Genomic DNA, 13,384 nt, shown 5'->3' on the forward strand with positions numbered 1-13,384 from the left:
AAGTGGTAGGCTGATATTCATGCCGAAGCAGAACGAATCCCCAGCTCAGCCGCGCTTGCCCGGTCGCAAGGCGCAGGCCGCGCGCAATGACGGACTGATCCTCGAGGCCGCGCGCACGGTGTTTCTCGACGATCCGAACGCACCGATCGCCGCGGTGGCCGAGCAGGCCGGCGTCGGGATCAGTGCCCTCTACCGCCGCTATCCGAGCAAGGAGGTGCTGCTGCGCACGTTGTGCCACGAAGGGTTACGGCGCTACAACGTGGAAGCCGATGCCGCACTGGAGGACTCGGACGGCTGGCGCGGGTTCGTCGGCTTCCTCGAGCGGGTGGTCGATGCCGACGTGCACTCGCTCACCGTGCGGTTGGCAGGCACCTTCACCCCCGACGACGCGATGCTGCCCGACGTGCTGCATTCCGGCGAGGTCACCGAGGAACTGGTCCGCCGCGCCCACGCCACCGGTCGACTGCGCGCCGACGTGAGCGCCTTGGACATCGGCCTGGTTCTCGAGGCATGCGCCGCGATAACCATGCCCGGCCAGGCGCGCACCGGCGAACTACGCCGCCGCGTCCTCGCCCTGCTGATCGACGGCCTGCGCGCCGACGGCGACCTGCCGGGCCCGCCACCGGCACCGGGCGAATTCGCCTGGCGTTGGGAGCGGAAACCCTGAGGTGGTGGCACACTGATCGGCGTTGCGAGTCGGCAGACCAACCGTGGAGGGTGCGTCGTGAACTGGACTCTGGAAGTAGTGGTCGTTCCTGTCTCGGATATCGACCGAGCCAAGGATTTCTACGCGAACCGGCTGGGCTTCGATGTCGACCACGACACGGTGATCTCCGACGACGTGCGCATCGTCCAGCTCACCCCGCCCGGCTCCGGCTGTTCCATCGTGATCGGCAAGGGCGCGGTTCCACAGATGCCGCCGGGTTCGTTGAAGGGCTTGCAGCTGGTGGTGCCCGATATCGAGCAGGCGCGTGCCGAACTCGTGGCCCGCGGCGTCGAGGTCACCGACGTGCAGGTGCTCGGCGTGAACCCGTCGCCCACACCGCATCCACTCGACAATGTCGGCTTCGTGTTCTTCAGCGATCCCGACGGCAACGGGTGGGGTGTGCAGCAGATTTCCAGCCGCGCGGGGTAATCCTCGAGCTGATCGCAACCCTGTCGTGGCGTGACAGGGGCGGGGCACCATGCATCCATGTCGATCGCAACGCGCACCGCACCTGTGGACCGGCCGCTGTATCGCCGACCCGGCCTGCTGCGCGCGGTCGCGCCGCTCGCGTTGCTGCTGCTGTGGCAGATCGGCAGCACCAGCGGTTGGATTCCACCGAAGAAGCTGCCCGCGCCGTCGGCCGTGGTCGAGGCCGGTCTGGAGATCTACCGGTCCGGTCAACTCGCCGACGCGCTGCTGGTCTCGGGCCAGCGCGCGCTCTACGGTTTCGCGCTCGGCGCGGCGCTCGCGTTGCTGTTCGGCGTGGTGGCCGGGCTCAGCAAGATCGGCGAATACGCGCTCGATCCGCCGCTGCAGATGATCCGCACCATCCCGCTGTTCGGCCTGATCCCGCTGTTCATCATCTGGTTCGGCATCGGCGAGGAACCCAAGGTCTATCTGATCGCGCTCGGCGTGTTCTTCCCGCTCTACCTCAACACCTACTCCGGTATCCGTCAGCTCGACCCGAAGCTGCTCGAACTCGGGACCGCCCTTCGTCTCGGCCTCGGTGAGCGGTTGCGGCTGCTTGTGCTGCCGGGTGCGCTGCCGCAGATTCTGGTCGGTGCGCGTCAAAGTCTCGGCATCGCTTGGCTTTCGCTCATCGTCGCCGAACAGATCAACGCGAGCGCGGGTCTCGGCTTCGTCGTCAACAACGCCCGCGAATTCCTGCGCACCGACATCGTGGTGTTCGGGCTGGTGGTCTACAGCCTGCTCGGCCTGCTCACCGATTCGCTGGTGCGGCTGGCCGAGCGCCGTGCGCTGCGCTGGCGACCGGGGGTGCGGTGATGGGCGAGTCCATCTCGTCGCGACCGGCGTCACCATCGGCTACAGCTGCCTCGGGGCGCCACGCACGCCGACCGACCATCGTCCGCCGTTCGATTGCGAGGCCCACCCGATGACAGCCACTACCGCCACCGCCCCGCGCACGGCCACCGCCGCGCGAATCACTGGCCTAGGCAAGAGTTTCGGTGACCGAACCGTCCTCGACGGCATCGACCTCGAGATCGGCGCGGGTGAGATCGTCGCCCTCGTCGGACGCAGTGGCTCGGGCAAATCCACCCTGCTGCGGATTCTCGGCGGGCTCGATTCGGCAAGTGCCGGTGAAGTTCTCGTCGAGGGCAGGCCGACGATCGTCTTCCAGGAACCCCGGCTGATCCCGTGGCAGCCGGTGGTTCGCAACGTCGCGCTCGGCAGGCGCGCACCGCGCAATCGCCGAGCCGACGAACAAGCCGCGCGCGAAGTACTCGCCGAGGTCGGCCTGGCCGCGCGCGCCGACGCGTGGCCGCTCACGCTGTCCGGCGGCGAAGCCCAACGTGCCGCGCTGGCACGGGCTCTGGTGGCCGAACCGACCCTGCTCCTGCTCGACGAACCGTTCGGTGCCCTCGACGCGCTCACCCGGCTGACCATGCACGACCTGCTGCTCGGTCTGCACGCCGAGCGCGCCTTCGGCGTGCTGCTGGTGACCCATGACGTGCTCGAGGCGATCACCCTCGCCGACCGCGTGCTCGTCCTCGACGACGGCCGCATCGCCGCCGACGTCCCCATCGACCTCCCGCGACCCCGCACCCCGGCGGCACCGGAGGTCGCCGAATACGCGACCCGACTGCTCGCGCTGCTCGGCGTCACCCACTGACCCACCCATCCATCGCACGAAAGTTGTTCGCGTGAAACGCACTCCGAAGTCCCGTCTGGCCGGACTCGCCCTCGCCGTCGTCGCCGCGCTCTCGCTGAGCGCCTGCGGTGACGACGCGGCGACCGAGGCGGCTCCTTCGGGGCCGGTCGACCTGAGCACGGTGACGCTGAAAGTCGGTGACCAGAAGGCGATCTCGATCGAGGTGCTGCTGAAGGCGTCGGGTCAGCTGGAAAACCTGCCCTACAAGATCGAGTTCTCCACCTTCACCGCCGGCCTGCCGCTGGTCGAGGCGGCCAGCGCGGGCGGCATCGACATCGCCCAGACCGGCAACACCCCGGTCATCTTCGGTGCCGCCGCCGATGCCGATATCAAGATCGTCGGCGCGCTCTCGGCCACCGGCAAGGGCGATGCGATCCTGGTCGGCAAGGATTCGCCGATCGCTTCGGTCGCGGCGCTCGAGGGCAAGAAGGTCGCCGTCTACAAGGGCAGTTCGGCCAACGCCAACCTGCTGCTGCAACTGAAGAAGGCCGGTCTGTCGCTGAGCGATGTCGAACCGGTCTACCTCTCGCCCGGTGACGGCTACACGGCCCTCACCAGGGGAGATGTCGATGCCTGGGCCACCTGGGACCCCTACACCGCCATCGCCGAGAAGGAGATCGGTGCCAAGTCCATCGCCACCGCCGATCAGGCCGCCAACGGCTACAACTTCTGGGCAGCGGGCAACAAGACCCTCGCCGACCCGGGCAAGTCGGCCGCCCTCGCCGACTTCTTCCAGCGCTACGCGGCCGCGACCAAGTGGTCCTCGGACAACCTCGACACCTGGTCGGCGAAGTACGCCGAACTCACCCAGATCAGCGTCGATGCCTCCCGCACCACCTGGACCCGCTCGATCAAGGAACCGATCGAGCTCACCGACCAGGTGATCGCCTCCGAACAGGAGATCGCCGACGCGTTCACCGACGCCAAGGCCATCCCCGGCAAGGTCGACTTCGACTCCTACGTCGACACCAGGTTCGACAAGTCCTGAGACAGACCCATGACGGCGCCTTCGATCCACCGGGTCGGAGGCGCCGTTTCGCGTTCACCTGGTGTGGCGCTGCCCCGGGTGACCGGTGCCGAGCGGTTACGTTGACCTGGGCGGTCGAGCGCCACGGAAACCGATCACGACCAGGATGGTGACAGGTGGACGAGCAGACGAAGACCTACGGGTCGGTGCGCTGGGTGATGCTCGGGGTGCTGTGCGCCAGCCTGTTGCTGGTGGCGATGGATGCCACGATTCTCAATGTGGCGTTGCCGTCGTTGATCGACGATCTGCACGTCGGGCCGCTCGAGCAGTTGTGGATCATCGACATCTACGGCCTCGTGCTCGGCGGGTTGCTCATCACCACCGGTGCGCTGGGCGACCGGTGGGGTCGGAAGTTGTTGTTCATCAGCGGTTTTCTGCTGTTCGGTGTCGCTTCGGTGATCGCGGCCACCGCGGGCAGTGCGGCGCAGCTGATCGTCGGGCGTGTGCTGCTCGGTATCGGTGGCGCGATGGTGATGCCCTCGACGCTGTCGCTGATCCGCAATATCTTCACCGACGTGCGCGAGCGCACCATGGCCATCGGGATCTGGGCGGCGGTCGCCGGGGTGGGCGCGACGGTCGGTCCGATCGTCGGCGGTTTCCTGGTGGAGCATTTCGGCTGGTCGTCGGCGTTCTGGCTGAACGTGCCGGTGGTGCTGGTGACGGTGGTCGTCGGGTTGTGGGTGCTGCCGGAATACCGGACCCCGCAGGCGGGTCGGCTCGATTGGTTCTCGGCGGTGCTGTCCGTGGCGGGCATCGTCTGCCTGGCGTGGGGCATCAAGCATCTGGCCAAAGGCGAGGCGACCGTGGTGGATTGGGCGATGCTGCTGATCGGTGTCGGCGCGCTGGCCTGGTTCGCCCGCCGCCAGCTCCGGTCGGCCGATCCGCTGCTGGATGTGCGCCTGTTCCGCAACGGCGCGTTCACCGCGGCCGCCGTCGCGACCCTGCTCGCCATGATGGCCATCGGCGCCGCCATGTTCCTGATCTCGCTGTGGTTGCAGTATGTGCACGGCTACAGCCCGTCGCAGGCGGGTATCCGGATGCTGCCCGCCGCCCTCACCCTGCTCACGGCCTCGCTGCTCACGCCGATGCTGATGGAGAAATTCGGGGTCCGCGTGGTGCTCGGCGTCGGGCTCGGCGCGGTCGCGCTCGGTTTCCTGCTGCTCGCGGTGAGCCCGGAACCGACCTCGTATCCGGTGGTTGCGCTGGTGCTCGTCTCCTTCGGGCTCGGTGACGGGATGGCCGTCACCGCGGCCGCTGCCGTGCTCGTCGGTGCCGTTCCCGCCGATCGGGCGGGCCAGGCCGGCGCGGTCGAGGAGACCAATTACGAGGTCGGCGTTGGTTTCGGGGTGGCGTTGCTCGGCAGCCTGCACGCCCGGCTGTTCACCGAGCACATGACCGATCTGCCCGTCCCCGCCGACCGGGTGGAGCAGGCGAGCGGCTCGGTGGGCGGCGCCGCCGAGGTCGCCTCGGACCTGCCGGAACCCGCGCGCACCGAGCTGCTCGGCGCCGCCACCCATGCTTTCGATTCCGCGCTCACCACCACGTCGTACCTGTCCGCGGCCGTGGTGGCCCTGGTGACGGTCGGCGCCGTCTGGCTGGTGCCCAAGGGGTTCCGGGTGAGCGGCGGACACTGACTCTTGACGCAACTAGTTGGTTGCCATACTGTGAGTAGCAACCAATCGGTTGCGACACAGGAGGAAGCACCATGGGATTTCCCGATCAGATCGTGCGAACCGTAGAACTCGACCACCCGCCTGCCAAGGTATGGGCGGCGATCACCACCGCCGAGGGGCTCGCGAGCTGGTTCGGCAATACCGCCGAGATCGACCTGCGACCCGGCGGGGACATGCGGATGACGTGGGACGAAGGCATGGCCGCCGACATGCGCGTGGAACGGGTCGAGGAGCCGGCCGTCTTCGGCTACACCTGGCCCATCAACGGCCTGCCCGACGACGACCCGCGCCGCACCTACGTCGAATTCCGGCTCGAACCGACCGGCGCGGGCACCCGGCTCACCGTGGTCGAATCCGGCTTCGCGCAGCTGCCCGAGGATGCCCACAAGGAGGCGTTCGAGGGCAATGTCGGCGGCTGGAAGAGCGAGCTGGGTGAGCTCGTCGAGTACCTCGATGCGGCCTGAGACCGAGGCAACCGCCGAACGGGTCTTCGTCGCGCTGGCCGATCCGAGCCGTCGCGCGGTCCTCGCCGCGCTGGCCGCCGACGGTCCGGCCACCGCGACCGACCTCGCCGATCGCCTGCCCATCACCCGGCAGGCGATCGCCAAACACCTTGCCCTGCTTGCGGACGCGGGCCTGGTGATCGCGGAACCCGGTGAACGGCGTCGCGTGCGCTACCGCCTCGATTCCGCCCCCATGCGGGTGGCCCAGCAGTTCCTGGCCGCCCTGTCCCGTGACTGGGACGGTCCACTCGACGCGCTCCGCCGCCACCTCGACGGCTGAGCCGAACATAGGAAAAGCCATGAGCGACTTCACCGCGACAATCACCGTGCCCAAGACCCCGGAGGAAGCCTTCGCCGCCATCAACGACGTGTGGTCGTGGTGGTCGGAGACGGTCGAGGGCACCTCGGGAACGGTCGGCGACAGCTACCGCTTCGAAGTCCCCGGCATCCACCGCTGCACCATGACCACCACCGAATCGATCCCCGGCAAGCGCCTGGTCTGGCACGTCACCGACTCCCACCTCGCCTTCATCTCCGACACCGCCGAATGGGAGAACACCGACGTCGTCTTCGACATCGCCGAAACCCCCGCAGGCACCGAAATCCGCTTCACCCACGTGGGTCTGGCGCCGGAGGTCGAATGCTACGAGGTGTGCGCCAATGCCTGGGGTGCCTACATCACCACCAGCCTCCACGGCCTGCTCACCACCGGAAAGGGTGATCCGTTCCGCCGCACGAGCACCGGTGAATCGGAACTGATCAAGCACGGCAACGCCGAACTGGTAAACCTCGACGCCCTGCGCTGAGTACCCCGCGGCCGGTACTTTCGATGCTGTGCACGAGCATCCGGCCGAAACCTTTGTGAGCGCGGCGGCGAGCTTCGCCGCCCTTGTCCGAAAGATCCCCGCCGACAGCTGGGCGGGGCCGGGACTGGGCGAGTGGGATCTGCGATCGCTGGTCGGTCACACCTCCCGCTCGCTCACCACCGTCACCGCCTACCTTCGGCAGCCCGCCGAGGTGGAGGACGTGGCGAGCCCGCAGGAGTACTACGCCATGGCGAAAGCCTATGCGGCGCGGGCGGGTAGCGAGGCGATCGTGCGGCGCGGACGCGACGCGGCCACCGAACTCGGCGACGACCCCGCCGCGGCGATCGACGCCCTGGCCGCCGCCGCGACCGCCGCTGTGACCGGCGCCGAGGATCGGTTGATCACCGTCATCGGTGGGCTCGGGATGCGGCTCTACACCTACCTGCCCACCCGGACGTTCGAGCTGGCCGTGCACAGTCTCGACATCGCCGCCGCCACCGGCCTGCCCTGCGAGTTGCCCGAGGATGTGCTCACCGAGGCCACGGTGCTTGCCGCACGCACTGCGGTCCACCTCGGCGACGGAGTATCGGTGCTGTCGGCGTTTACGGGGAGATCCACACTGCCCCAGGGTTTTTCGGTGGTCTGACGAATGTGCTGCGGTGCGCACCCGGCGGGCTGGGTGGGTCGGCACCGGGATTGCGCGCCGCACCGCCCGGTTCTCCGCACCGAAGTGTCATCGCGTGGGTGTCGCCGAGAAGGTGCCCTATCCGCGCGGTGCGATCAACAGGGTCTGGGTACTGCGCCCGATCGGCCCCGTCTCGTCGAACAACGCCGATTCCGCGAGGCCGATGCCGTGCGGTTGCGGGTGGGTCACCGCGTCCAGGCAGACCCACTCGCCCACGGGCTGACGGTGCAGCGTGACAGTGAGGTCGGTGTTGATGAACAGGTATTTCGACCAGTCGAGCACCGCGCTCACCCCATTGCCCGAATCGGCGGCGGCCAGCGCACGTTCGAGCGGGCTCGGTGTTGTGCCCGCGACGATCGGGTACTTCAGTTTGATCCAGCACACCGCGGGACCCGGGGCGGCGAAAGACCCTGTACTGAAACGGTATTCGATTCCGGTGTGGAACCCGACCCGCTGATTCGACGGGAACGTCCCCGGCTGCGCCTCGTCCGGCAGCGGCCTCGTGCCGCTCGGCAAAAACTCCGGCGGCAGATCCAGCGGCGGCTCCGACAACTTCAACCGCCAGGCCACCGCCCGCATCACCGGCCCCCGCTCCGCCGACAACGTAGCCTCGATCAACTCCACACTGCGCCCCGACCGCACTACCTCGGCCCGCACCGTCAACGGCGCCAACGGCACCGGCCCGAGAATCTCCACCGCCACCCGCCCCACCTGAAACCCGTCACGCGGTTCGCACCGCTCGATGACATGGCCGAGCAGCGCCGACGGCGGCCCCGCGTGCTGCGCATCCGGCGACCAGGGGCCGCGGGTGAGCTCGGTCGACTCGAAGCGATTCGGGTCCGTCGGGTCGGGGAGATAGAACGCATCGGCCATATCGCCGACGCTACCGCAGGCCGTAGCGGGGATGGTGCGCCGTTAGGCGGAGCCGCTGGTCACCAGGGTGAGCAGGTCGAGCAGCGGGCGAATGGGGCAGGGGTTGATATCGGTCGACGTGCAACCGATGGAGGACGACCCGGAATCGGCGATCGGCAGCGGCGAGGCCGCCTGAGCGGTACCGAGCGGTGCGGCGAGAGACAGGGCGGCGGCCGCGAGGGCCCCGGCGAAGACACGTTTCGTGCGAACAGACATGCCAGAACCCTAGTGATCGCCTGGATAACGTCGCCCCGTCCGCCGCCCCTGACCTCGGGCCCCGGCACCGGTCACCGGAGGTCGGTGAGTTCCTGTGTGCCGACCACGGTGAGCAGGTCCAGCTTGTTCGCGCTGTCGGTGCCGACGGCCGGGGTGAACCAGAGCAGCCGTTGCCGGCCGTCTTCGCTGAACAGATTGAGGCAGTTGACTTCGATCAGGCCGAGCGTCGGGTGATTGATACGTTTGCGGTCGTTTCGACGGAATGCCACCTCGTGAGCCGTCCATATCGCCGCGAACTCGGCCGAGCAGCTCAGCAGCTCGGAGATGAGCGAAGCCGCCTCGGAATCCGCGGCGGAGCGACGGCCCGCGGCGGCCCGCAGATCGGCGACGAACGCGCGGGATTGGGTCTCGTGGTCGCTGTCGGGATAGAGCCGCCGGGATACCGGATCGGTGAACCATCGGTACACAAAGCTCGCCCCCATGCCCTGTCGGCCGGTTTGATCGCCGAGCAGCGCGACGGCCAGAGCATTCTGCACCAGCGTGACGTGCAGGTCGGTGATCACCTGGGCGGGCGTCGCGACAAGCCGGGTGAGCAGGTCGACCATTCCCGGATGGACGTGCGAACTCGCGGTGCCGGCGCGCCGCACCGGACGGTCGGCGAGGTGATAGATGTGGTCACGTTCGTCTGCGGTCAGCCGCAACGCGCGCGCCAGCGCCGCCAGCATCTGTTCCGACGGCTGCGACCCGGCCCCGCGCTCGAGCTCGTTGTAGTAGTCCACCGAAGCTCCGGCGAGTTGGGCCACCTCGTCGCGACGGAGTCCGCGCACGCGCCGTCGTGGCCCGGACACGAATCCGACCTCTTCGGGCCGGATGCGCTCGCGCCGTGACCGCAGGAACGCACCCAGCTCGGCATACTTAGCGACGCTCATGACATCCAGTCTGCGGTATGCCGGGCCCGCGACACAGGGGATGACGTCCCCTCGTACCCGCCGCCCGAGCCGCCGATAGTTGAGAACATGACATCTACCGACATCGCATCGGGAAAGGCCGCACAGGTTGCCGTCGTCACCGGAGGTTCCCGCGGCATCGGGCTGGCGATCTCGCTCGAGCTCGCGGCCCGTGGCAGCACCGTCGTCGTCAACTACACGGACAACGCCGCCGCGGCCGAGGAAGCCGTGGCGACCATCTCCGCGACGGGTGGCACCGCCATCGCGGTCCGGGCCGACGTCGCCGACGAAGACGCCGTCTCGGCACTGTTCGACCGCGCCGAGGCCGAATTCGGCGGCGTCGACGTCGTCGTCAACTCTGCGGGCCGCCTCGCCCTGTCCACCATCGCCGACCTCGATCTGAATGTTCTCGACGCGATCCACCGCGTCAACATCCGCGGCACTTTCGTCGTTGCCCAGCAAGCCGCGCGGCGGCTGCGCGGCGGCGGCTCGTTCGTGAGCTTGTCGACCTCCGTGGTCGGTGCCCAGTTCCCCACCTACGGCGCCTATGCCGCCAGCAAAGGCGCCGTAGAAGCGGTCACGCTGATCCTGGCCAGGGAACTGCGTGGCCGCGACATCACCGTCAACACCGTGGCTCCCGGCCCGACCGCCACCGCGATGTTCCTGGACGGGAAGACCGAGGAACAGATCACAGCGCTGGCCGAGAATCCGCCGCTCGAACGCCTGGGCACACCGGAGGACATCGCCCGCGTGGTCGCCTTCCTCACCAGTCCCGAGGGGCACTGGATCAACGGCCAGATCGTGCGCGCCAACGGCGGCATGATCTGACGCCGAGACCGCCGCCATCGCCGAATATCACACCACCTGAGGAGATCGTTATGCCGTTCGCCAACTTCAAGGTCCCCGCTGGGACCATCGACGACGAGGACAAGCGGAAGATCGTGGAACGCACCACCGAGCTGTATGTCGAGATCTACGGTGAACGCGCTCGCGCGACCACCGTCGTCCTCGTCGACGAGATCGTCGACGGCGGCTGGGGAGTCGGCGGCAATGTGCTGACCGCCGAAATGCTCAACGGCAACACCTGATTCATTCGCCGCACAGGCACACCCGAAACGCGCGCATACAAGGTCGTCGTTATCGTGAACGACAAGGTCACCATTCAGCTACTTGGGATAGTGGACTCGCGAATCGGAAAGACGGCATCGGATCATGGCGGAAGACCTGACCGTGACTCGGACACTGGTGATACCCGCATCCGAGTTGCGCGAGCGGTTCTCACGCTCGTCCGGCCCGGGCGGGCAGCACGTCAACACAACCGACAGCCGGGTCGAGCTGTCGTTCGACCTCGCCAACTCGCCTTCCGTGCCGGAGTGGCTGCGCACCCGGATGCTCGATCGCCTGGCCACCCGCCTGGTCGACGGGGTGCTCACGATCGCCGCTTCGGAGCACCGCGCACAGTTGCAGAACCGCGCAGCCGCCCGCGAACGCCTGACCTCCTTACTGCGTGCCGCCGCTGCCGCCCCGCCACCCGTCCGCCGCCCCACCAAGCCGTCGCGCGGCGCGAAAGAACGTCGCATCGCCGCGAAGAAGCGGCGCGGCATCACCAAGCGAAACCGCCGCGCGTTCCCCGACGACTAGGCCGTGTGTCGAAGTGGTGAGCAGCGACGCGGATGGTCGCGAGGTATCGGACAGCGTCTGGAATAGGGAAAGCCCCCGAACCCAGTGAGTGGCCGCAGTTCGAGTTCCGGGCTGTGTCGCTGGGGTCCGGGACGATCGGGGACGCGCGTTATGTGCGGAAAGTAGGCGCCCCGGCGGCGGTTGCTCATCCCTCGGCGTTGGGACTCTGGAGTGTCACTGTCGAGGAGTTCGACAAGCTGTTCGGCCCGGTGCAGCCGGTGGACAGCTGGCTCCCGAACGAGGAGTTCATCTTCTGGTTCGAGGGTCGACGATGCGGTGTCGGGTTCGGCTGGGGCTTGTATCTAGGGTTCGACCAGCTCTGATCGGACATCGTCCGACGACAACGCCCGCCCCGATGGTGGGGCGGGCGTTGACGGGGTCAGGAGACGACCGGGAGGTAGACCTGGTTTCCGTGGTCGGCGAACTCGGCGGATTTCTCGGCCATGCCCGCTTCGATGGCGGCGACGTCGGTGAGGCCTTGTTTTTCGGCGTATTCGCGGACGTCGGCGGAGATGCGCATAGAGCAGAACTTCGGGCCGCACATGGAGCAGAAGTGGGCGGTCTTGGCGGGTTCGGCGGGCAGGGTTTCGTCGTGGTATTCGCGGGCGGTGTCCGGGTCGAGCGAGAGCGCGAACTGGTCGTGCCAGCGGAATTCGAAACGGGCCTTGGACAATTCGTTGTCTCGGTCCTGGGCGTGCGGGTGGCCCTTGGCGAGGTCGGCGGCGTGGGCGGCGATCTTGTAGGTGATCACGCCGACCTTCACGTCGTCGCGGTTGGGCAGGCCTAGGTGCTCCTTGGGGGTGACGTAGCAGAGCATCGCGGTGCCGGCCTGGGCGATGATCGCGGCACCGATGGCCGAGGTGATGTGGTCGTAGGCGGGCGCGATATCGGTGGCGAGCGGGCCGAGGGTGTAGAACGGTGCCTCTTCGCAGAGTTCTTCTTCGAGGCGGACGTTCTCGACGATCTTGTGCATCGGCACGTGGCCGGGCCCTTCGATCATCACCTGCACGCCATAGGATTTCGCGATCTTGGTGAGTTCGCCGAGGGTGCGCAGTTCGGCGAACTGGGCCTCGTCGTTGGCGTCGGCGATGGAGCCGGGGCGCAGGCCGTCACCGAGGGAGAAGGTGACGTCGTACTTCGCGAGGATCTCGCAGAGCTCCCGGAAGTGCGTGTACAGGAACGATTCCTGATGATGCGCCAAACACCAGGCGGCCATGATGGATCCGCCGCGCGAGACGATGCCGGTGACGCGCTTGGCCGTGAGCGGGATGTAGCGCAGCAGCACGCCCGCGTGCACGGTCATGTAGTCCACACCCTGCTCGCACTGCTCGATCACGGTGTCGCGGTACAGCTCCCAGGTGAGCTTGGTCGGATCACCGTTCACCTTCTCCAGCGCCTGGTAGATCGGCACCGTGCCGATCGGGACCGGCGAATTGCGCAGGATCCACTCGCGGGTCTCGTGGATGTTCTTGCCGGTCGACAGGTCCATGATGGTGTCGGCGCCCCACCGCGAGGCCCACACCATCTTCTCCACCTCCTCGGCGATCGACGACGACACCGCCGAGTTGCCGATATTGGCGTTGATCTTCACCAGGAACTTCTTGCCGATGATGGTCGGTTCGAGTTCGGGGTGGTTGTGGTTGGCCGGGATCACCGCGCGCCCGGCGGCGACCTCCTCGCGCACGAGTTCGGCCGAGACGCCTTCGCGGGCGGCGATGAAGCGCATCTCGTCGGTGACGACGCCCTGGCGCGCCCAGTGCAGCTGGGTGGGCGGGCCGTCGATCTGCGGCTTGGTCCATTCGTCGCGCAGTTTCGGCAGACCGGCTTCGAGGTCGATCACCGCGTTGTCGTCGGTGTAGGGCCCCGAGGTGTCGTAGACGTCGAAGTGGTCTCCGTTGGTGAGGTTGATCCGGCGCACGGGAATGCGCAGGCCGTCGACCTCTTTGTAGTGTTTGACGCTGCCCTGGATGGGTCCGGTGGTGACGGTGTCGACTCCGGCGGTGTTGCCGTTCGACGACGTGGCTGTGCCCATGAACAGTCCTCCCTACGCCGGCATTAC

General features: G+C 67.7%; 18 protein-coding genes. 14 read left to right on the forward strand and 4 right to left on the reverse strand.

Annotation, left to right across the window (positions count from 1 at the left end):
- The first annotated feature begins 19 nt into the window (after nt 1-19).
- The 10 genes from LDL21_RS00475 (at nt 20) to LDL21_RS00520 (ending at nt 7,531) form a co-directional block, all read left to right on the forward strand.
- A complete protein-coding gene (locus LDL21_RS00475) occupies nt 20-667 on the forward strand; it encodes a TetR/AcrR family transcriptional regulator (protein ID WP_225278348.1) in 648 nt (215 codons plus the stop codon).
- A gap of 57 nt (nt 668-724) precedes the next feature.
- Nucleotides 725-1,135, forward strand: coding sequence for a VOC family protein (locus LDL21_RS00480; protein WP_225278349.1), 411 nt, complete (start codon nt 725-727; stop codon nt 1,133-1,135).
- Nucleotides 1,136-1,192: 57 nt separating this feature from the next.
- Nucleotides 1,193-1,990 (forward strand): ABC transporter permease, encoded by a 798-nt coding sequence (locus tag LDL21_RS00485; RefSeq protein ID WP_225278350.1) that lies wholly within the window; start codon nt 1,193-1,195, stop codon nt 1,988-1,990.
- A 109-nt stretch (nt 1,991-2,099) separates the two neighbouring features.
- Nucleotides 2,100-2,837 carry an ABC transporter ATP-binding protein gene (locus tag LDL21_RS00490; RefSeq protein WP_225278351.1) on the forward strand — a complete coding sequence of 246 codons (738 nt, stop codon included), beginning with the start codon at nt 2,100-2,102 and terminating at the stop codon, nt 2,835-2,837.
- A gap of 31 nt (nt 2,838-2,868) precedes the next feature.
- Nucleotides 2,869-3,864: an ABC transporter substrate-binding protein gene (locus tag LDL21_RS00495; protein WP_225278352.1), complete on the forward strand. Its 996-nt coding sequence runs from the start codon at nt 2,869-2,871 to the stop codon at nt 3,862-3,864.
- A 155-nt stretch (nt 3,865-4,019) separates the two neighbouring features.
- Entirely contained in the window at nt 4,020-5,537 is a 1,518-nt protein-coding gene (locus LDL21_RS00500; RefSeq protein WP_225278353.1) for an MFS transporter, read from the forward strand.
- A 71-nt stretch (nt 5,538-5,608) separates the two neighbouring features.
- A complete protein-coding gene (locus tag LDL21_RS00505) occupies nt 5,609-6,040 on the forward strand; it encodes an SRPBCC domain-containing protein (protein WP_225278354.1) in 432 nt (143 codons plus the stop codon).
- Nucleotides 6,030-6,359 (forward strand): ArsR/SmtB family transcription factor, encoded by a 330-nt coding sequence (locus LDL21_RS00510; protein ID WP_067484519.1) that lies wholly within the window; start codon nt 6,030-6,032, stop codon nt 6,357-6,359. Before LDL21_RS00505 ends, LDL21_RS00510 begins: the two co-directional genes overlap by 11 nt.
- A 19-nt stretch (nt 6,360-6,378) precedes the next feature.
- A complete protein-coding gene (locus tag LDL21_RS00515) occupies nt 6,379-6,885 on the forward strand; it encodes an SRPBCC family protein (protein ID WP_225278355.1) in 507 nt (168 codons plus the stop codon).
- A gap of 28 nt (nt 6,886-6,913) precedes the next feature.
- The gene (locus tag LDL21_RS00520) at nt 6,914-7,531 is read left to right on the forward strand and encodes a maleylpyruvate isomerase family mycothiol-dependent enzyme (protein ID WP_225278356.1); all 618 of its coding nucleotides are present in this window, start codon (nt 6,914-6,916) and stop codon (nt 7,529-7,531) included.
- 117 nt (nt 7,532-7,648) lie between these two features.
- On the opposite strand, the gene LDL21_RS00525 is transcribed toward LDL21_RS00520, so the two are convergent.
- The 3 genes from LDL21_RS00525 to LDL21_RS00535 form a co-directional block, all read right to left on the reverse strand.
- Nucleotides 7,649-8,443 carry a thioesterase family protein gene (locus tag LDL21_RS00525; RefSeq protein WP_225278357.1) on the reverse strand — a complete coding sequence of 265 codons (795 nt, stop codon included), beginning with the start codon at nt 8,441-8,443 and terminating at the stop codon, nt 7,649-7,651.
- Between the two features lie 42 nt (nt 8,444-8,485).
- The gene (locus LDL21_RS00530) at nt 8,486-8,698 is read right to left on the reverse strand and encodes a hypothetical protein (RefSeq protein WP_225278358.1); all 213 of its coding nucleotides are present in this window, start codon (nt 8,696-8,698) and stop codon (nt 8,486-8,488) included.
- 71 nt (nt 8,699-8,769) lie between these two features.
- Nucleotides 8,770-9,627, reverse strand: coding sequence for an MmyB family transcriptional regulator (locus LDL21_RS00535; protein ID WP_225278359.1), 858 nt, complete (start codon nt 9,625-9,627; stop codon nt 8,770-8,772).
- An 87-nt stretch (nt 9,628-9,714) separates the two neighbouring features.
- On the opposite strand from LDL21_RS00535, the gene LDL21_RS00540 reads away from it, so the two are divergent.
- From LDL21_RS00540 to LDL21_RS00555, 4 genes are all read left to right on the forward strand, one after another.
- Nucleotides 9,715-10,473: an SDR family oxidoreductase gene (locus tag LDL21_RS00540; protein WP_225278360.1), complete on the forward strand. Its 759-nt coding sequence runs from the start codon at nt 9,715-9,717 to the stop codon at nt 10,471-10,473.
- Nucleotides 10,474-10,523: 50 nt separating this feature from the next.
- Nucleotides 10,524-10,733 (forward strand): 4-oxalocrotonate tautomerase family protein, encoded by a 210-nt coding sequence (locus LDL21_RS00545; protein ID WP_225278361.1) that lies wholly within the window; start codon nt 10,524-10,526, stop codon nt 10,731-10,733.
- A 124-nt stretch (nt 10,734-10,857) separates the two neighbouring features.
- On the forward strand, nt 10,858-11,286 hold the full coding sequence (arfB, locus tag LDL21_RS00550; protein WP_067484539.1) for an alternative ribosome rescue aminoacyl-tRNA hydrolase ArfB: 429 nt from the start codon (nt 10,858-10,860) through the stop codon (nt 11,284-11,286).
- 197 nt (nt 11,287-11,483) lie between these two features.
- Nucleotides 11,484-11,648 carry a hypothetical protein gene (locus LDL21_RS00555; protein WP_225278362.1) on the forward strand — a complete coding sequence of 55 codons (165 nt, stop codon included), beginning with the start codon at nt 11,484-11,486 and terminating at the stop codon, nt 11,646-11,648.
- A gap of 56 nt (nt 11,649-11,704) precedes the next feature.
- On the opposite strand, the gene thiC is transcribed toward LDL21_RS00555, so the two are convergent.
- Nucleotides 11,705-13,357 (reverse strand): phosphomethylpyrimidine synthase ThiC, encoded by a 1,653-nt coding sequence (gene thiC / locus LDL21_RS00560; protein WP_067485802.1) that lies wholly within the window; start codon nt 13,355-13,357, stop codon nt 11,705-11,707.
- Between the last annotated feature and the right edge of the window lie 27 nt (nt 13,358-13,384).

This window comes from Nocardia rosealba, assembly GCF_020216065.1.
GTDB classification, from domain to species: domain Bacteria; phylum Actinomycetota; class Actinomycetes; order Mycobacteriales; family Mycobacteriaceae; genus Nocardia; species Nocardia rosealba.